The following is an 18,648-nucleotide window of genomic DNA, read 5'->3' on the forward strand; positions in this document are numbered from 1 at the left end:
GGGTGGACGCCGGGCGTACGGCGGCCTGGGGGCAGGGGACCCCTCACTGCTCGTTGGTGAACTCCTCGACGACCGTGGCGCCCAGCTCGCGGACGATCAGCTCGTGCCCGGAGAGGGCGGAGTCGACGAGATCGGGATCGTCGGCCTCCGCGGTGTCGTCCTCGGGGGCCACGGACCGCGGCGGCTCCGCCCCCCAGGAACTGCGGGAGGCCTCGGGGGCGGGGGCTGCCTCCCGGCCCTGCGGCGGCGCGGCGGGGCCCGGCTGCTGGGCCGACGGGGCGGACTGCCCCTGCGGCGCGGGCGAGGACTGCTGCGGGGGCGCGTGCTGGGGCCGGGGTTCGTAGGCGACCGGGGCAGCGGGGGCTGCCGGGGCGGGCTGGTACTGCGGGGCGGGACGTCCGCCACCGGACTGCGGGGGCGTTCCGCCGCCACCGGAGGGGTCGATGACCGCTTCGATGCGCCACTGGGCGTTGAAGCGCTCGGCGAGGGCCTGCTTCAGGACCTCCTCGCTGCCGCTGCTGGCGAAGTTGTCGCGGGCGCCCGCGTTGAGGAAGCCGAGCTGGAGCGTCGTCCCGTCGAACCCGGCGACCTGGGCGTTCTGGCTGAGCAGGATCCAGGTGAAGCGGCGGCGGTTCTTGACCGCCTCCAGGATGTCGGGCCACATGTTCCGCACCTGGGCGGCGCCCTGGGCCATGTTCTGCCCGCCCTCGGGCGCGGCCGGTGCGGCGGGGGCCGCCGGGGCGACCGGAGCCGCGGCGGGCTGCGGGGTGGCGGCGGGGGCCGGTCCGCTGCCGGGGGCGGACGCGGTGGGCCAGCCACCGGGCCGGCGGGCCTGCTCCCCGGCCCCGGGCCCTGCTCCGGATCCGGCTCCCGCGGCGGCGGGCCAGGAACCGGGCCGCTGGCCGGGCTCGGGGGCAGGCGCCGAGGGGGCCTGGGGGGCGGGCTCGGCGGCGGGCGGTACGTAGGCCGCCGGGGCGGGGGGCGGTGCCTCACCTCGTACGGCGGCTCGGGCGGCGTCAGGACCGGCGGGGCCCACGGGCGCGGGGCCCTGGGCGGCATGGCCCTGGGGCGCGTGCGCCTCCGGTCCCGGTACGTACCCCAGGGGGGCGGCACCGACGGGCGGGGCGGCGAACGTGGCGGCAGCGGCGGCCGAGGCTCCGCGCTCCAGCCGGTCGAGCCGGGACTGCAGCGACCGCTCGTCGTCGTAGGCGGCGGGCAGCAGGACCCGGGCGCAGATCAGCTCCACCTGGAGGCGCGGCGAGGTGGCGCCGCGCATCTCCGTGAGCCCGTCGTTGACGAGGTCGGCGGCGCGGCTCAGCTCGGCGGCGCCGAAGACCGAGGCCTGGGCCTGCATGCGCTCGACGACATCGGCGGGAGCGTCGATGAGCCCCTTGTCCCCGGCGTCCGGCACGGCGGCGAGGATCACGAGATCGCGCAGCCGCTCCAGGAGGTCCGCCACGAACCGGCGCGGATCGTTGCCGCCCTCGATGACCCGGTCCACGACCTCGAAGGCGGCGGCCCCGTCGCCGGCGGCGAAGGCGTCGACGATCGAGTCGAGCAGCGAGCCGTCGGTGTACCCGAGGAGCGAGGTGGCCATGGCATACGTCACACCGTCGTCGCCCGCACCGGCCAGCAGCTGGTCCATGACGGACATCGAGTCGCGCACGGACCCGGCCCCGGCGCGCACGACGAGGGGAAGGACGCCGTCCTCGACCGGGCTGTTCTCCCGCCCGCATACATCGGCGAGATAGCTGCGCAGGGTCCCGGGGGGCACCAGCCGGAACGGATAGTGGTGCGTACGCGACCGGATCGTCCCGATGACCTTCTCGGGCTCGGTCGTCGCGAAGATGAACTTGAGGTGCTCCGGCGGCTCCTCGACCACCTTCAGCAGGGCGTTGAAGCCCGCCGGGGTGACCATGTGCGCCTCGTCGATGATGTAGATCTTGTAACGACTGGAGGCGGGCCCGAAGAACGCCTTCTCCCGCAGGTCACGGGCGTCGTCCACACCACCGTGCGACGCGGCGTCGATCTCGATGACATCGATGGACCCCGGCCCGTTCCGCGCGAGGTCGCGGCAGGACTGGCACTCCCCGCACGGGGTCGGTGTGGGCCCCTGCTCGCAGTTCAGACAGCGGGCGAGGATGCGCGCACTGGTCGTCTTTCCACAGCCGCGCGGCCCGCTGAACAGGTACGCGTGATTGACCCGGTTGTTCCGCAGGGCCTGCTGGAGCGGGTCAGTGACATGCTCCTGACCGATGACCTCGGCGAACGACTCGGGGCGGTAGCGGCGGTACAGCGCAAGGGACGACACACCTACGAGGTTATCGGGGCGGACTGACAGCCGGCCCCACAGGCACCTCGCGGGGAACGCAAAGGGCCCCCCACGCACCCGCCAGAGCCAACCTACCCTTGCTGCCTTCCGGCCCTGGGGGAGTTCAGTCAGATAGCGCCACGTGAGGGGCTGACGCCCACCTTAGCGGATCCCCACCCCCTCCGGTCCACCCGCCCCCGACCACCGCCCACCTCGCGAGACCTCCGCGAGACGTCTGCGGGCCCCCTCAGGACGATCTCCGGGGATCGTGTTCGCGAGCACCCTCCAACGTCTTGTATTGTTTGCGGCGGAGGATTCGCCTAGTGGCCTAGGGCGCACGCTTGGAAAGCGTGTTGGGGGCAACCCCTCACGAGTTCGAATCTCGTATCCTCCGCCATTGCTCTCACCGGGCAATACGTTGAAGGGCCCCACCGTTCGCGGTGGGGCCCTTCGACGTTGCTGGTCTCAGTTCTGGTCTCAGTTGGCGCGACCGAGAGTGGGCGCCATCCCCAACGAGCGAGAGCTTCGGTCAGCGCCTGACCCCACGTGTCACACTCCGGGCCGTCGCCAAGCCATCTGCTACCACGACGTACAGGCCGCAGGTCTCCTGCGGCGGCTCCAGAGGAACGGGCGAGAGTTGAGGCGCAGCGCGCATGCAGTGGCGGGCGGAAGCTGAGCGAACCTCCCAAGGAGCTTGCTGGAGTGGGGGGCTTCGGGGCCCTGCTGCGACACGTGCCTGCTGCCGGAGGCACACGGGAACTTCGCTCATCACGAAAGAGAGCTTCGACGAGCCGCCGCGGCGACGAATCCGAGTAGCGAGGTGCGAGAAGTGCTCTGGCGGTCGCACCCACCGATAGCCTTGGAGCGAGGGCTCGTGCAGTGAGCCGTGACGAGAGGAACCCATGGCTGCAGCTGCCCCAGACGAGATCGAGTACGGCGAGGTCTTCACCCGACGATGGGTCGTCGAGACGATTCTTGATCTGGTCGGCTATACGCCAAACAAGGACCTAACCCAGATGAGGGTCGTTGAACCATCGCTCGGGTCCGGAGCGTTTTTCGTCCCAACGTTGGAGCGACTGCTCGAGTCTGCAAAGATCCATGGCGCCGAACTACCGGCACTGGCTGACTGCCTGTACGGCCTCGATCTCCAGCACGATCATGTCGCGACCTGCCGGAAGAAGTCAGAGGACATGCTCCAAGCCGCTGGGGCAAGTCCGACAGAAGCCCGAACCCTGTCCGCTGGCTGGCTGCATCACGGCGACTTCCTTCTCGACGCGGTACCGACCGATGCCGACTTCGTGATCGGCAACCCGCCCTACATCCGCACCGAGGATCTCGATGACGAGACCGAGGCTACCTACCGCAAGACATGGCGGACGATGCGTGGACGAGCGGACATCTACGTCGGGTTCTACGAGCGTTCGCTGTCCATCCTCGCAAGCGGAGGGAAGGTTGGGTTCATCTGCGCGGACCGTTGGATGCGAAACGCCTACGGGAAGCACCTACGGGGCCTTGTGACCTCACGCTACGCGGTCGAGTCGGTGTGGCAGATGCACGATGTGGACGCATTTGAAGCAGAGGTATCCGCCTATCCGGCGATCACGATCCTGACCAACTCCGAGCAGGGTAACGCCACGTTCATCGACACCACTGCCGCGTTCGGAGCGGCCTCCGCTAGCGAAGCCCTGTCGTTCGTGCGGGGCGAGGCGGAGGAGGCTTCAGGCAAGGGCTGGGAAGGCGCGCGCCTCCCCAGCTGGTTCGAGACCGACGACTTCTGGCCCGCAGGACCCCCTCGCACCATCAAGCTGCTCGAGCACCTACAGGATACGTTCCCGACGCTCGAAGCAGACGGCTCGACGAGGATCAGCATCGGGGTCGCGACCGGAGCCGACAAGGCTTACATCATCAGCCCAGAAGCCGGCATCGGTGTCGAGCAAGATCGGCTGACGCCCATCGTCATGGCCGACGACATCCGTACAGGTCGCCTCACGACGCCATCGAAGATGCTGCTGAACCCGTGGGACGACGAGGGCAGGCTCGTGGATCCCGGGGACTACCCGAAGTTCGTGGCCGCCCTCGCATCACACCCGAACGTCAAGCAGCGCTTCGTCGCGAGGAAGAACCCGAGCACCTGGCACCGCACCATCGACAAGGTCTACCCCGGCCTCGCCGAACGGCCGAAGCTGCTTCTCCAGGACATGAAAGCCCAGATCACGCCGGTACTGGAGCCAGGCGGCTACTACCCACACCACAACCTGTACTACATCGTCTCGTCGACGTGGGACATGGAAGTACTCGGCGGGCTGCTGCTGTCTCGGATCGCAGAGGCTTTCGTGAGCGCCTACGGGGTGAAGATGCGTGGCGGCACGCTGCGATTCCAGGCGCAATACCTGCGGAAGATCGCCGTTCCGCGCCCCGAAACGATCCCTGACGACATCGCCTCCAGGCTCCGTGACGCGTTCCGCGCCGGCGACAGGGCGGCTGCAACGCGTGCGGCCGAAGAAGCGTACGGGCTGCCCGTCGGCAGCATCTGAATATCCAGATAGAAGAAGAGGGGGCCATGAGCGACCTGACACCTGTCGAGACCTGGCGCGCCGCTGTTCTCGGCTACTGGAAGGGCCTGGACCTACAGGCCGCGAAGCAGGGCCAAGCGACCGGGGTGAAGGACACCGGCAATCGCGCAGCCGTCACCGGCGGCAAGCAGATGGACGCTATGCAGGAAGTCGTGGCGAAGATCTGGCGCGCCGATCCTGACATCACCCTTGAGGTGCGCACGACCGGTCACAACCATCTGCCGGCGTACTTTCGACCGGCGAAGAACTGGGATCTCCTGGTGCTCTACCGCGGCTCCCTCATCGCGGCGCTGGAGTTCAAGTCCCAGCGAGGCCCCTCGTTCAGCAACAACTTCAACAACCGGACGGAGGAAGCCCTCGGGCTCGCGGCCGACTCCAAGATGGCCGCGGAGCGCGGCCTATTCGGCAAGTTGAAGCCCTGGTTCGGTTTCATCATGCTCGTAGAACGCGCGCCGAAGTCATTGACAAAGGTCGAGTTGCCCAAGAACATGCCGTTTCCGCCGGACCCAATCTTCGAGGGAGCGTCGTACATAGGACGGTACAAGATCTTCTTCGAACGCATGGTCAAAGAGGGCAACTACGACGCTGCCGCGCTACTCACCGCCGAGGCGGGCAGCGAAGACTTCATCGAGCCTTCGGTGAGCTTGTCGTTGGCCAATCTCGAGGCAGCCATCCGTGCACGCATCGCGTACATCAAGACGCTGCCGGACGATGTATTCGACGAATTGACACTGTGAATCGATCCGTTCGAGAGCGTCGGTGATCACGTGGGTCCAGCGCCAGTACCGGTCGGGGGAGCGGGCACGGGAGAAGGCGGCAAGGCGCGGCGCGGCCGCGGGATGAGGCGGAGGGCGCGGCCCCCGGGGCGAAGGTGCGCTTCCACCGCGGCCATGTATCGCTCGCGGACATCCGCCAGCACCCGCAGGTCAACGACCGAAGTCGAGATCACCATCGCCGGATCGTCCCCCACTGGGGGCGAGCGCCACGCCTCCTTCATGCTCTGCCCCGCCACTGTCCGGGTGCGGGCTACGAGTTCGTCGTACGCGGCGCCCACCTCCGGAGCCTCGAAGCGGACCCATGCCTCGTGCCAAGTCAGTCTGGACTGGATCTCCCGCAGCTGCTCCGACAGGCGAACCCGCTCCTCGGCGGCAGCATCCGCGCGGCGGCGCCGCACGGCGTAAGCCATCTCCGCGTACTGAATACTCACCTCGTACGCGCTCGCGAACAATTCCTGCTTCCGCTCCTGCAGCTGAGCGCGACGGCCGATACGCGCCTGGACGCCGAGGACGAGGCCGGTCACTAGTGCGGCAAAAACAGCAGCGTAGGGGCCGAGGGCCTTGATCGCGTCAGCCAATTATTTGGTCCTGTTCGTCGAGGCCCGGTGAACCGAGGCCGTGGGGTGCTTCGAAGCCCGGCCAGACGCCGGTGGAGCGATAGGCAGACTCCCAGCGCAGATGGCGGACGATAATCGCGACGAGGAGTCGCCCGCCGTCGCCGGGCGACCACCGGCGCGAGGACGCGTCCTTCGGGTACCAAAGGCAAAGGGAACCGTCGGGGTTGCGGTGGGCCGGGCAGTCGGGTCCACGTGCGTGGACGCGGGGGAATGCTGGATCTCCGGGAGCGAAGACTATGCGGAGACTATGCAAGGGCAGGATCTGTACGTGCGGGTAGACCTGAACAGTGAAACCGGACGCGAAGTCGGTGGGCCTGTCCACCTCGCGCACGTCGAGCCCCGTTGAGCGCATCCCGGTCAACAGCTTGTCGCGGGCCGCGGGACGGGCGAACCAAGGACGGCGCGCGGCACGCCGGTCACCGCCCAACGGACACGTCTTCCCTCCACGAACGCGTCTTCGGAAGGAGCAGACTCGCGCCGGCGAGACCGAGGCTGGCGGTGGTGCTCAGGGGAGCGGAGGCGGCGGAGAAGGCACGCTCTCGTTCACGCATCGTCTTGGGGAAGAGCTGCTCCAAGACCTCCGCCACCGTGTCGATGTCGTCGGGATCGGCTATGGCCTTCGCGAGCTTGTCAGCGGCGACCCGCAGCCGCCGCTCCGCATCCGCGTCTGGGATCAGCGGCTTGAGGTCGGGCGAAACGGAGCGCGGATCCTCGGTCGGCTCGCCACGCTGGAGGCGCAGGGCGGCCTCCCGGAGCACCGCGTACACCGCGCCGACGAGGCCCATTCGCGGCTCAACGAACTCATACGCCCACACGGAGAGTTGGTGCGAGGAAAAGCCTGGCTTCGCAGCCTGGGCATTCCACGCCTTGAGGATGCGGATGGCGCGGCGCCGGGTGCGCCGCAGGGCGTCGGCGCCGGAAGTCAACAGCTCTACGTGGCCTTGGGGGTCGCTGGCACTCCATGCCTTCTTGGAGCCCTGGACCTGCTCCAGGTCGGGGATCCATAGTCCGCGCCCATCGCGGCGGCGCAGCGCCACGATGAGATCAACCGTGACATCCGTGCCGTTAACCGGAGCACCGAAATGAATCTTGAGGCCACGCCGGGACTTGCAAACTCGCGCTTTGGGGTAAGACGGGGTGCGCTCCGGGTCGCGGAGCTTCGGACCGATGAACGCGACGAGTGCGTCGGTGACGGCGTGCGGGGCCTCCCCTTCGCCGTCAGGACCAAGCTCCGGGTGCCGGACACGGTCCAAGATGATCCCGCCGTCCCCGTCGCTGACGGCTCCCCCGTGCGGCTGAACGTGGGTGCCAACGGGGATCGACCCCGAGCTGTAGGACGTACGGCCCTCGGGGTGCTTCTCAGCCAACGTGCGGGACAACACAAGACGTTCGCGCGTCGCCGCGAGGACGTCGGGTTCTACGTTGATCAGGGTGAGCAGGTCGTCGAACTGCTTGTGCAGATGTGCCATGACCGTTCCTTGCGGGTGCAGAGGAGTGAGAGGCGTGGACGGACGGCCAACACGGGTGTGCGCCGTGTTCCGAGTCTGACGCACACCACTGACAATGCCCCCGCGCACAGCAAGGGCACAGCCCAGCGCGCCCAGTCGATGAGACGGTCACCGAGAACACGGGCCGGCGCCGCCCACCGGGTCACGACTCCCCGGAGTCATCGGGTTCTTCCTTGCCCTGCGCCAGGATCCGGCCTCCGACGAAGACCACACCCAGAGCGAGCGCGGATCCGACACCGATCATGGTCTTCTTCAGCAGACCATCGACGTGGCGCTTGTGCTCAGTGTCCTTCTGAGAAGCAAGTCTTGCCGTTTCCTGAATGAGTTCGAGGATGTGCTTCCTCTGCTCCCAGGTCAGGTCGCCTCTGTGGAGTTCTCGCTCGAAGATCACCCGGTTCTCCCGGAGGGTCTGGTAGACCTGATCCAGGCTATGCCTGCCGTCGGCGAGAGTGGCCTCGTGGGCCTTCTCGATGGCTCCGAAAGCATCCGTGGCGAACTTCCTGAACTCGGGGAACTGTTCGACAATCTTCATGGCCACTTCGGTGTCCATGTCAGGCATCATGGCCGCGAACTTGACCGCTTTCTCCTTGGAGAGATGCCTCCAGGTGTCGATCCCGAGCGCGCGCATGATCTCGGCTTCGTTCTTGTACTTCATGCCGTGGGGCCTCCATCGCTCTCCTTCGCAACGCGTTCTTCCGCGCTGCGGGCCGCTAACTCTGATCGCCGTACGTGGTGGGATTACGCGCCCGGTCCACAGCCTGTGCGCACGCCTCCCCGTAGGCCGACGAGACCGCGTTCTCGTCCGTGCCACGCACGTGGGCCTCGATCTCCTGGCCTGGCCGACGAGAAGTGTGCCAGCGGACTGGCAGGTCCGTGTACAGATCGGGCTCGAAGTCCCAGGCCCATGTCGACCATCGGGCAGGACTCCCGACGTTGAGCCGTTCTCCTCCCGTCAGAAACACGGCATGAGCGTGGTGCACCATCCGGCGGTCGGGAACCTCGTGACGGATGGGCTGGGCTCCGCCGCCTGCCTCGGCCTCCCACTGCGCCCGCCCTATCTCCTCAACCTGAGCGGCTTGGCCTGGCCGATCCTCACTCCACTGAGCAACCACTCGCTCCGCGTGCTCACGGGCGGCGAAGGCCAGGCGTCGGCCGCCGAGGTTGGCGAGGTAGAGAGCTGAGTCGGCCGAGGCAGAGGCGGAGCGCACGGCGGCACTGGAGCCGGCCTCCACCGACACGTCCGCGGGCACGGTCCAGAGCAGCGCTCCGACCTTGGCGGCGGTCTGCTTCAGGACGGGGCCGGTCATGTGCTGGTAGCGGCGGCGCATCCGTGCGGACTTGCCGGGCTCCCAGCCCATGATGCTGTCGACGACGGCGTCGGAGATCCCGAGGATGAGCAGGACCGTGGCCGCCGTGTGTCGGGCGTCGTGAAGGCGGCCGTCGCGAACCCCCGCAGCCTTCAGCAGGTCCTTCCACCGGTGGAAGTCGGTGTTCGGGTTCAGGGGTTCGCCGACCGGCGAGGTGAAGACATACCCCTTCTCCGTCCAGAGGTCACGAGCGAGAGCGCACTCTCGGCCCTGCTGCTCCTTGTGCCGTCGGAGCAGAGCCATCAGCTCGTCCGGAACGCCGATGGGCCGCTGACCGGCTCGTGACTTCACGCTCTTGGTCTCGCGCCGAACGTTGATCTTCTGCGGGCAGTAGCCTGGCTTGCGCCCACAGCGGTTACCGCAGCCGTGCTCGTAGCGGGGCCGTAGGCGGCCTCGTCGGACACGGATGACTCCGAGCTCGAAGTCGATGTCGGTCCACTGCATGCCGAGGACCTCGCCCTGACGGAGTCCGAGCGCCAAGGCGATGACCCAGCGGGCCGCGTTGCGGCGCTTCCCCGCCTCCGCCAGGAGGCGTCGGACCTCCTCAACCGAGTACGGCTCGACTTCGTCCTCTTCGAGGCGCGGGGCCTTCGCGATCGTCGCCGGGTTCCGGACGGCGTGCCCCCGGCGCACGGCTTCGTTGAGCGCGGTACGGAGGGTGCGGTGCACCTGGTGGGCAGTGCCGGCGGCGCTGCCGGTCTCCTGCATCTTCCTGTAGAAGCGCTCCAGGTGCTCCGGCTCCAGCTTCTCCAGGCGGTGGGCGCCGAGGCCGGGGACGAGGTGATGGTTCACCGCGACCCGGTAGCCGTCGATGGTGTTCTCGGAGACGTTCGGCGCTGCGATGTTCTCGACCCAGTGGGTGAGCCAGGTCGCGAGCGTCCAGCTCTGGCCGGCCTTGCGCACCGCGCCCTTGTCGCGCTGGCGCTCCAGCTCGCGGACGGCCTTGGTGACCTCGGGTCGGGTCTTCCGGCTGACATGGCGACGGTCAGGGGTGCCGTCGTCCTTGACGCCGACGGTGACTCGGCCGTGCCAGCGGCCGTCCTTGCCGAGGTAGATGGACGAGGCTCCATTGGGCTGGCGGGACTGCGATTCGGAGGCGCGAGTCACGCGGCGGCCCCGAAATCGGTCGCCGACAGCCGGCGGGCCAGGAAGTCGTTCACCGCTTCTGCTGGGATGCGGCGCAGGCTACCGATCTTGACGGAGACGATCTCGCCGGAGGAGACGTACTCGTAGAGCTTGGTACGGCCGATGCCGATTCGACGGGCAGCCTCGGTGACGGTGAGAGCGACGAGAGTCGTGTCACCACTGGGGCGGCGTTCGGCCATCAGAGTACGCAGGGCGTCTTCGGGGACATCCAGAAGCTGGGCTATCTGGGAAATGGGCAGGCCGGGCTGCGGCATGGGGGGTGCTCCTCGCGTCGGCCGTGCGGCGTCGCGGGAGCGGCAACTCCCGTCGGCCTGGCCGGTGGCGTCGTTCAGGGATGGATGGGGCGGTGGATGGTAGTCGACGATGGCAGGCAGTTCGCCGTGCGTGGGGCTTCTCGGCGTTCGTAGCGCCACAGAAAGGACAGTGGTCGGCTACTCGCCGGCTGGTGGCTGGTTCCTCATACGCGCCCGGGACGGGTGCAGATTTCTCTGCTGGGTCCGTTCTTCGAGCCGTAGGAGTTCGTCGACCTGTCCTCTCTGCTCAGGACCCTTGTCACCGTAGGCGTTGAGTTCGACATCGATCTCATGCAGGTGCATCTGGTTTCGGTCGATCGCCGCCCGCAGTTGGCGGTACTCCAACGTCATCTGCACGTACTCGTGTGCGAGCTGGCGGATGCGGGGCGTGGCCAGCTCGTCCGGCGGTCCGGTCAGGTCCTGCATGGTGAGGTCGAAGACCTTGCAGAAGCCGAGCGCCTCGTCGAGGTTGACCCTGCGACGCGGCTTGCCGCTCTCGATGCGCCAGATCGCGGATTGGTTGATCGGATGACCGACAGCGGCCATCTCCTCGGCGAGCTTCACCGTGCTCCAACCGCGGACCTCGCGTTCCAGCTTGACGCGTGCGGCGACGTGGTCTTCCGGCACCGGTCGGCCTGGGCCGGCGCGCTCCGAGCCTTCCTCACCACTCACTCGCGCCTCCCTTCCCACGACGACAGATCCGATCGAACCAGCATCCGCAACTAAACATCGTTGCGGATTGAAATGCAAGGCATTGCGCTGCCGAAAATCTCGGCTATGGTCGTACTCCGCCGTACAGCGACGGACGGAACCGCACACGCAAGCGGCCCCGGTGCTACGAACACCGGGGCCGAAGTAGAGGCTCCACCGCACAACCATCCATCCCTGAACGATCGAAACCGTAGGCCGGGGTTGCCGCCCCATATGGCCTGCCGGGTGAGGAGCTCCGTGAACCAGGGTACGACCCTGCCCTCCCAGACGCCATCCCGCTTCGACGAAGGCTCCACCCCGACGGAGCAGCCGTTTAACCTGGACGCCGAGTGCGCGGTCCTCGGCGCCTGCATGCACAAACCCGGCATCATCGCCGCGGTCAGGCCCATCCTCGGCGATGACGCCTTCTACCGGCCCGCGCACGAGACCATCTGGCGCGCGCTCCTCGCGCAGCATCGCGAGGACAAGCCGACCGATCCGATCGTCCTCACCGAGCTGCTCCAGCAGCAGGGCGAGCTGCAGCGCGTGGGCGGCCCCGTCTACGTGTCCCAGCTCGCCGATGCCCCCTACGGCACCAGCAGCGCGGAGTACCACGCGGAGATCGTCCGCGCCAAGGCGGACCTGCGCCGCCTTGGAGCCTCAGCCGTGCGCACACTCCAGCGGGTCCGGGAGCCCGGCGCCGATCCCGAGGCGATCCGCAGCGAGGTCGAGACGGAAGTACGCGCCGAACGGGAACGCGCGCTCGCATCGGGACAGGGGCGGCTGTCCCGCTTCGCCACCGACGGATGGTCGTTCGTCAAAGAGAGCGGCGCAAACGCCCAGCCCTTGTGGGGCACGGGCGAGAAGACCGTCTGGGCCCCAGGCGAGAGCCTGATGATCGTCGGCGCTCCCGGCGTCGGCAAGACGACGCTGGCCCATCAGGTGATCTTCGCCCGCCTCGGCCTGACGGAAACCGTCCTGGAGATGCCTGTCGCTCCCAGCAGGCGCGTGCTCTACCTGGCGATGGATCGCCCCAAACAGATCGCCAAGGCCATGGCCCGCCGCGTCTTCCCCACCGACGAGAAGATCCTCCGCGAGCGGCTCGTGGTCTGGGAGGGCCCGCTGCCCACCACCCTCGACAAGGAACCCGATCTCCTCGCCGACCTCGCCGCCGCCCACCAAGCCGACACCATCGTGATCGACAGCCTCAAGGACGCGGTCAGCACGATGGTCGACGACAGCCTCGCGGTCGCCTTCCATAACGCCCGTATGCGCGCTCTGCGCAACGGGGTGGAGATCCTGGAACTGCACCACCAGCGCAAGGCGACCGCCGACGCGCCACGCGGCCAGCGCCCCAGCCTGGACCAGGTCTACGGGTCCACCTGGTTCACCGCCGGCGCGGGCAGCGTCCTGTTCGTCACCGGCAGGGCGGGCGACCCTGCGGTGACTCTGCATCACCTCAAGACGCCCACCGGCGAAGTCGGCCCCCTGGATGTCACCCACGACCATGTACGTGGGACCACCACCGTCGACCCCACCAAGGACCCCGCCGTCCTGCTGCGGAACGCCCCGGGCGGGCTGACCGCACGCGAACTGGCCACCATCCTCGTCGGTGGCGATCCCGAGCGAGCCGATGTCGAGAAGGCACGACGCCATCTCAGCCGCCTCGTCGACAGCAGCCTTGCCACCAAGACCGACGGCATCGCTGGAGGGGCCGGAGGCGGCCAGCAGGCCCGCTACTACGCCTCCGCTCGCCACCTCATCTCCGTGGGCTGATTCCCGCCCCGGCCCTGCCGGAGCGTTCACGCGACCGTACACGCGGCCCCCACAGCCGCAGACCGTCGTGGACCGCTCACAGCGCACACGCTCACAGAAAAACCGCAGGTCAAGCGATCACGCGAGCGTTCACGACGCTCACACGCCCGAGCGATCACGCGCGGGCCCCCCTTTAGAAGGGGGCCCGCGTGTACGCCCCCTCCGTGAACGCCGTGATCGTCTTCCCTGCCCTGTCACGGAGTAGCCCCCTACATGCGCCCCGCAATACCCGAAACGCTCGCCACCATCTCGCTCCCGAACGCCGACAGCCCGCTCCTCGCCGTGATCGTCTTGGCCGTCGCCGCCTCGGCGCTTCTTGCGTGCATGAGGACCCGGCGCAGCCGTCGTCCCGCCCGTGATCCGAAGCTGACGCCTCCGCCAGCAGTCGTCACAGCTGCCGTGGCGGCATTCGTGTGCACTGTCTACAGCGCCGACACGAGCTGGCGGTTCGCCGCCCACCACCTCGACATGCGCGATACCGCCGAACGCGCCGTGATGTTCGCGGCCGCTGAGCTCGCCCTGTTCTCGATGGCACTGATGGCCCGCCAGAACCTGCACGGGCCGAGGAACGCGGCCGGCCTGCCCGGAGTCCTGGTCTGGGTCATCACCACGGTGCAGGCCATCCCCGCGTACGCCGAGTCCGGCCCGGTCGGGGGCACCGTGCGCGCCTTCACAGGCCCCGTAATGGCCGCAGTGCTGTGGCACCTGGCCATGGGCATCGAGCTGCGCCAGCACACACCCGACTCCGCCTCCCGCGGGCTCGCAGCCGTCCTCAGCCGGCAAGCCCGCGAGCGGCTGCTCGCCCGCCTCGGGATCGCCGAGCGAGACCAAGGCGCCGCCCAGATCATCCACGACAGGGCCACGCGCCGGGCCGTCGCACTGGCCGCCCGTCTCGCTGAGATGCCGCCCGCGCAACGCACCGGATGGAGGGGCCGTCGCACCTTGCGTCGTCTGTCCAAGGCCCTCGCCCGCTCGGGTGTCGATGCCGACCCGCTCCGCAATGAGCGGCTGCTCCGCCAGCTCGCCACCCGCCGTCAGGCAGCTGATCTGGCCACCATCGACCTGCCCGGACGTTGGACCCCGCCCTCCGGGCAGCCCGCCAGCCCGCCCGCAGCACAGCCCGACCGCTCTCGGGCGGAGGCCGTCGAGCGGGCGAATGTTGGCGGTGATCGGGTGCAGAAGCAGCCCTGCCCACACCTTTCAGAGCCGGGCGACGAGGCACCCGGCCCCGGCGCTGGCCCGGGTCTCACCGCCCTCTCCAGCCCGGATCCTGCCCGCCCGCGAATGGCCGCTTCTCCTCCCACGGGCAGCCGCTCAGAAGCCACCACGGGCAAGTACTCCACACCGAAGCCGAAACGGCCCGGCCAGAAGCTCCGTGCTACCGAGGAGGTTCTTCGCGGCTACGCCCAAAGGCTCTTCGATGCGCACGGCCGGCTGTCTCGCGACCTCCTGGAGCAGGCCGTACGCGATGACGGATACAGCGTCGCTAGCGACCACGCAGGGGCCATGGTTCGGGCGGTCAAAGCCGAACGGCACGCCTCTCGCCACGACTGACGGCCATCTGCCCCCTCCAGACCGACAAGGAGACCCATGCCCCACCCCCTTCACGAACCCACCACGCCCCAGCTTCAGTCGACCACCCACCCAGCCCCGGGCGGAGCAAGGTATGGCGTTGGACCGTCCAAGGGCCGGTCCAACGCAGAAGCCTCCGCCCCGGGGGTGGCGGAGACGGGCCCCCGGCGCAAGGGCGCACCGGGGACAGCAGGCGGGCGTGCCGCCGACGAGGCCGCGCTGCGTCGTGTCGCCCAGCGTCGCGCCCGCAAGGACATGCAGCGTAAGGAGCGTGTCGATGTCCGCTACAGCGTCGACGAGAAGGAAGCGATCCTGGCCGAAGCCCGTCGCCTAGGTCTGGCCGGTGCGCACCTGGTCGGTGCGATCGTCATGGCTCATCTGGACAACGACTTCGTCCTGCCTGGCAATCGGACCGCAACCGATGACCTGATCGACGAGCTCGCCGCTTTGCGCGCGCAGGTTGCCAAGATCGGTACGAACGTGAACCAGGTTGCCCACCGCCTCAACTCCGGTGGTCATACCCACCCGGTTGACGCTGCCGTGCTCGCGGAGGCCGGACGGGTCCTGGTCACGGTCAAGCGGGCGGCCACCGCCGTCGACACCGCCGCCGACGCGGCGGCCACAAAGCACCAGGCGGCCTAGTTGATCGCGAACATCGTCAAGCCGGGGCACAAGACCCGGGGCGTCCTGAACTACCTCTACGGTCCCGGCCGCGCCAACGAACACACCGACCCCCACCTCGTGGCCTCGTTCGACGGTTTCGCCCCCGACCCCGGCCGCGACCCGGACGCGACACTCGCCCAGCTCGCCACCGTCCTCGACCTGAGGGTCAAGCAGGCCAACCACAAGGCGCCGAAGAACCACGTCTGGCACTGCTCGATCCGCGCCGCCCCCGAGGACCGCCACCTGTCCGACGACGAGTGGGCAACCATCGCCCGCCGCGTCCTCGACGCCACCGGCATCGCACCCGCCGGTGATACCGACGCCTGCCGCTGGGTCGCCGTCCGCCACGCCGACGACCACATACACATCGTCGCCACCAAGGTACGAGGTGACCTCCGTCCGCCCCGCAACTGGAACGACTACCTGCGCGCCGATAAGGAACTCGCAGCGGTCGAGAAGGAGTACGGGCTCCGACAGGTCCAACGGGGCGACCGCACCGCCGCCAAGCGCCCCACCCGCGCCGAGCAGGAGAAAGCCCGCCGCACGGGGAACACCCGAACCTCACGTGAGCACCTTCGTACCGTCGCCCGCACGGCGCTCTCAGCTGCCACGGACACCGAGGAGTTCTTCCGGCTCGTCGAAGGTGCCGGAGCCCTCATCGATGTCCAGTACTTCCCGTCCGGGGATGTCCGCGGCTACAAGCTCGCCCTCGACTGCGACACAAACGCCCAAGGCCAACCGGTGTGGTTCTCCGGCTCCACCCTCGCCCCGGACCTCTCCTATCCCAGGATCGCCGAACGCCTCACGGCCACCGAGACGACACCGAGGGAACCCACTGGCTCCACAGCTTGGCGGCGCCTCACCGTCGCCATCGACCGGACACCCGACCACCTTAGCAACGGTGGCACCGAAGCCGGGCAGGCCCACATCACCGTCCTCGCCGAAGCCCTCGACGTCCTGCCCCTCACCGCGCCCGCGAGCCTGCGGCCCGATCTCCTGCAAGCAGCAACCGCGTTCGAGCGGGCAAGTCGCTCCCGAATCCGCGCAGAGCACCGGCAGGCCCACACCACCCGCCGAGCGGTGAAATCGATCCTCCGTGAACCCGCCCCGAAGGACGGAGTCCTCCTCGCAGTCCTTCTCGACGCCGTTCTCTTGGCCGCCTTGGCCGCGCAGCACTGGCACCGTAATCGCGGCCACACCCAACAGGCCGAGGCCGCATCACAGGCCGCCGAGCACCTCCGCACCGCTTACCAGGCCGCTGCAGCCGGGCCGCTGGCCATGATCCATCAGCGAGGAACCCAACTGCCCGAATGGCTTCACCACCAACAAGCGGCCGCCGTGGGCCGAGCCCTCCCCGAGCAGGCCGAGAAGATCCTCACCGACACCGGCTGGCCCGCCCTGGCAGCCACCCTCGCCCAGGCCAGCAGCGTCGGCCTCGACTCCGCCGCCCTCCTCGCCCAAGCCGCCGAAAGGCGAGACCTGGACACCGCCATGAGCGTCAGCGAGGTTCTCATCTGGCGGCTGCACCGTATCGCCGACCTGAACCAACGGACCACCAGCCGTGGCCCGGCACCTCAGTCGGCCCCCTACCGACCCGCCCGCACAGGCCAGCAGCGCCGTACGCGCTGAACTCCTCGCAGTCCTACGGACATGGAGCACACGGGTGAGGCGGGAAGCTATCCAGCGATCAAGACAAGCCTTGCACCTCATCGCCGAGAACTGGGCCGCTGTCCAGGATCTCGCCGCCCGACCCGACACCCCCTGCGCCCGCGACGTTCTCGACGGCCTGGCACCAGAAGCACGCTCCCGTGCCCATGACTTGACCACCAGGCTCGACACGCTGAGCCCCTTGGGTGCCAGCACGGAATGCGCTGGCCTCAGAGAGCCTTACGTTCCCGAGCTGTATGAACGCCGAAGAGGCGGTGTCCGGCTTGGCCCGGATCACGAGAGTAGAGCCTCATCGAGATAGTCCCGTACCGGCTTGAACAGTCCGTAGGGCACGTAGTGCGGGATCTCGCCGTGCGCGACCCAAGCCAGATCGGCTACTTCGTCCGGACTCGCGATGCCCGCTTCGCCGCCAGAGCGTCTACACGCGACGTAGTGGATCTCCCATCCGGTCATGGGGTGAACCCGTTGCCCGAGCACGATCTGGGGAGTCACCAGCAGCCCAGTCTCCTCCCGGGCCTCGCGCGCCGCCGCCTCCCCCGCACTCTCGCCGGATTCGATCTTCCCTGCCGGGAACTGCCACGAAAGCGCCCCCTCCGACACGCGCCGTCGCACGAGCAGCACCCGCCCGTCCTGCACGACGACGGCGGCTGCGACCGCCGGATTGACCTCAGTGGTCATGGAGATCCCTTCCCGAGTGCGTAGGTCGTCGCGCGTATCCCACCGCTGTGGTCTCAGCCCTTGGTGGGCACGTCCCTGGCCGCGTAGTAGGCGTGCAGTGCGGCCTCGCTGCCTGACCCCAGTGCGGTCATGATCCGCTGGAAGCGGGCGGAGCGGAGGTCGCCGGCCACAATGACGCGGGGGTGCTGGTCGGTCGGCGGGCAGTATCCGTCCGGGCTCCGGGTGAGATCGCCGGGCGGGGCGGTCGGGGCGTTGCCGATGCTGAGGTAGGCCGCATCCGCTGTGATCGTCCGCCGCGTGCCGTCCTGGCCCACTGCTTCCGCCGACAACTGGGTGTCCTCTGCCGCCTGCAGCGTCAGGTGGTCGACGGGGACGAGGGTCACGCGGGGGTCGTCCTGGATTTCCTCGATCTTGTACGCGTCGGCTGCCGGGTACGCCACGAGCAGGCGGGTGTCTGCGGCCGGGTGGGCACGCAGGAACGTGCCGATCGGGCGGTCGCCACCCAGGACAAGGAGGGTGCGCCCCTCGGCGTCGTCGGCTTCTGCCTCCCAGAGCGGGGGCAGGACTGGGCCGTCGGGGGCGGTGATCCAGGTGACGTCGTGGGGCTGGAGGGGGCCGACGCCGGTGGCGACGACGGCGTACGGAGCCGTGAGACGCGCACCGGTGTCGACCGTGACGGTCACCCGGTCATCATCGGCGCGGAGTTCGGTGACACGCCTGCCGAGTTCGAGGCGGCACAGCTCGGTGCCCTTCAGTTCCGCCACGATGGCGTCGGCCAGGTCGGGGCCGTTGGTGTGGCCGCCGAGGACGTTGTTCAGGGCCGGGATCCGGTAGAGATTTCGGCACAGCCGGTCCGGCTCGACCAGGATCGTGCGCATGCCGACGCCTGCGGCCATGCGGGCGGCGGCGCAGCCCGCCGGTCCTCCGCCGATGATGATCAGGTCAGTGTCGAGCGGTGTGTCGGCCATGAG

The 18,648-nt window shown here is 68.7% G+C and carries 15 protein-coding genes, 1 tRNA gene and 1 other RNA gene; 7 read left to right on the forward strand and 10 right to left on the reverse strand.

The genetic code is table 11. The annotated features are described in order from the left end of the window. Positions 1–43: 43 nt before the first annotated feature. Positions 44–2,311, reverse strand: a complete 2,268-nt coding sequence (locus tag RNL97_RS15565) for a DNA polymerase III subunit gamma and tau (protein WP_313750811.1) — start codon at positions 2,309–2,311, stop codon at positions 44–46. 58 nt (positions 2,312–2,369) lie between these two features. Then, positions 2,370–2,466, reverse strand: an RNA gene (gene ffs / locus RNL97_RS15570) — signal recognition particle sRNA small type. A 154-nt stretch (positions 2,467–2,620) separates the two neighbouring features. Between ffs and RNL97_RS15575 the strand changes: the two genes are divergently transcribed. From RNL97_RS15575 to RNL97_RS15585, 3 genes are all read left to right on the forward strand, one after another. Continuing rightward, positions 2,621–2,708 (forward strand) — tRNA-Ser (locus RNL97_RS15575). 505 nt (positions 2,709–3,213) lie between these two features. Beyond that, positions 3,214–4,845, forward strand: a complete 1,632-nt coding sequence (locus tag RNL97_RS15580; RefSeq protein ID WP_313750812.1) for an Eco57I restriction-modification methylase domain-containing protein — start codon at positions 3,214–3,216, stop codon at positions 4,843–4,845. Positions 4,846–4,871: 26 nt separating this feature from the next. After that, positions 4,872–5,621 (forward strand): PaeR7I family type II restriction endonuclease, encoded by a 750-nt coding sequence (locus RNL97_RS15585; protein WP_313750813.1) that lies wholly within the window; start codon positions 4,872–4,874, stop codon positions 5,619–5,621. Between the two features lie 26 nt (positions 5,622–5,647). Here RNL97_RS15585 and RNL97_RS15590 read toward each other — a convergent pair whose 3' ends face one another. The 6 genes from RNL97_RS15590 to RNL97_RS15615 form a co-directional block, all read right to left on the reverse strand. Next, entirely contained in the window at positions 5,648–6,238 is a 591-nt protein-coding gene (locus RNL97_RS15590; RefSeq protein WP_313750814.1) for a hypothetical protein, read from the reverse strand. A gap of 455 nt (positions 6,239–6,693) precedes the next feature. After that, positions 6,694–7,746: a hypothetical protein gene (locus tag RNL97_RS15595; RefSeq protein ID WP_313750815.1), complete on the reverse strand. Its 1,053-nt coding sequence runs from the start codon at positions 7,744–7,746 to the stop codon at positions 6,694–6,696. Between the two features lie 181 nt (positions 7,747–7,927). Then, positions 7,928–8,440 carry a hypothetical protein gene (locus RNL97_RS15600; protein ID WP_030632948.1) on the reverse strand — a complete coding sequence of 171 codons (513 nt, stop codon included), beginning with the start codon at positions 8,438–8,440 and terminating at the stop codon, positions 7,928–7,930. Between the two features lie 55 nt (positions 8,441–8,495). Next, complete coding sequence (locus RNL97_RS15605; protein WP_313750816.1) at positions 8,496–10,259, reverse strand: tyrosine-type recombinase/integrase; 1,764 nt, start codon at positions 10,257–10,259, stop codon at positions 8,496–8,498. Then, on the reverse strand, positions 10,256–10,552 hold the full coding sequence (locus RNL97_RS15610; RefSeq protein WP_313750817.1) for a helix-turn-helix domain-containing protein: 297 nt from the start codon (positions 10,550–10,552) through the stop codon (positions 10,256–10,258). Before RNL97_RS15610 ends, RNL97_RS15605 begins: the two co-directional genes overlap by 4 nt. Before the next feature lie 177 nt (positions 10,553–10,729). Next, positions 10,730–11,218: a helix-turn-helix domain-containing protein gene (locus RNL97_RS15615; RefSeq protein WP_313750818.1), complete on the reverse strand. Its 489-nt coding sequence runs from the start codon at positions 11,216–11,218 to the stop codon at positions 10,730–10,732. A 321-nt stretch (positions 11,219–11,539) separates the two neighbouring features. Here RNL97_RS15615 and RNL97_RS15620 point away from each other — a divergent pair, with 321 nt between their 5' ends. The 4 genes from RNL97_RS15620 to RNL97_RS15635 all read left to right on the forward strand — a co-directional run bounded on the left by RNL97_RS15620 (position 11,540) and on the right by RNL97_RS15635 (position 16,960). Next, positions 11,540–13,057 carry a DnaB-like helicase N-terminal domain-containing protein gene (locus RNL97_RS15620; RefSeq protein ID WP_161322221.1) on the forward strand — a complete coding sequence of 506 codons (1,518 nt, stop codon included), beginning with the start codon at positions 11,540–11,542 and terminating at the stop codon, positions 13,055–13,057. 252 nt (positions 13,058–13,309) lie between these two features. Beyond that, entirely contained in the window at positions 13,310–14,650 is a 1,341-nt protein-coding gene (locus RNL97_RS15625; protein ID WP_313750819.1) for a hypothetical protein, read from the forward strand. Between the two features lie 165 nt (positions 14,651–14,815). Further along, a complete protein-coding gene (gene mobC / locus RNL97_RS15630) occupies positions 14,816–15,310 on the forward strand; it encodes a plasmid mobilization relaxosome protein MobC (protein ID WP_313750820.1) in 495 nt (164 codons plus the stop codon). Next, complete coding sequence (locus tag RNL97_RS15635) at positions 15,311–16,960, forward strand: relaxase/mobilization nuclease domain-containing protein (protein ID WP_313750821.1); 1,650 nt, start codon at positions 15,311–15,313, stop codon at positions 16,958–16,960. A gap of 312 nt (positions 16,961–17,272) precedes the next feature. On the opposite strand, the gene RNL97_RS15640 is transcribed toward RNL97_RS15635, so the two are convergent. Together RNL97_RS15640 and RNL97_RS15645 are read right to left on the reverse strand one after the other, a co-directional pair. Continuing rightward, entirely contained in the window at positions 17,273–17,677 is a 405-nt protein-coding gene (locus RNL97_RS15640) for an NUDIX hydrolase (protein WP_313750822.1), read from the reverse strand. A 53-nt stretch (positions 17,678–17,730) separates the two neighbouring features. Then, on the reverse strand, positions 17,731–18,645 hold the full coding sequence (locus RNL97_RS15645) for an FAD-dependent oxidoreductase (protein WP_313750824.1): 915 nt from the start codon (positions 18,643–18,645) through the stop codon (positions 17,731–17,733). Between the last annotated feature and the right edge of the window lie 3 nt (positions 18,646–18,648).

The sequence above is a fragment of the Streptomyces parvus genome (genome assembly GCF_032121415.1).
Classification (GTDB): Bacteria; Actinomycetota; Actinomycetes; order Streptomycetales; family Streptomycetaceae; genus Streptomyces; species Streptomyces globisporus_A.

Excerpts from the sequence above, each read along its gene's own strand:
- RNL97_RS15625 (WP_313750819.1), top strand. The coding sequence starts at position 13,310 with ATGCGCCCCGCAATACCCGAAACGCTCGCCACCATCTCGCTCCCGAAC.
- RNL97_RS15595 (WP_313750815.1), bottom strand. The coding sequence starts at position 7,746 with ATGGCACATCTGCACAAGCAGTTCGACGACCTGCTCACCCTGATCAAC.
- RNL97_RS15640 (WP_313750822.1), bottom strand. The coding sequence starts at position 17,677 with ATGACCACTGAGGTCAATCCGGCGGTCGCAGCCGCCGTCGTCGTGCAG.
- RNL97_RS15645 (WP_313750824.1), bottom strand. The coding sequence starts at position 18,645 with ATGGCCGACACACCGCTCGACACTGACCTGATCATCATCGGCGGAGGA.
- RNL97_RS15580 (WP_313750812.1), top strand. The coding sequence starts at position 3,214 with ATGGCTGCAGCTGCCCCAGACGAGATCGAGTACGGCGAGGTCTTCACC.
- RNL97_RS15610 (WP_313750817.1), bottom strand. The coding sequence starts at position 10,552 with ATGCCGCAGCCCGGCCTGCCCATTTCCCAGATAGCCCAGCTTCTGGAT.
- RNL97_RS15585 (WP_313750813.1), top strand. The coding sequence starts at position 4,872 with ATGAGCGACCTGACACCTGTCGAGACCTGGCGCGCCGCTGTTCTCGGC.
- RNL97_RS15600 (WP_030632948.1), bottom strand. The coding sequence starts at position 8,440 with ATGAAGTACAAGAACGAAGCCGAGATCATGCGCGCGCTCGGGATCGAC.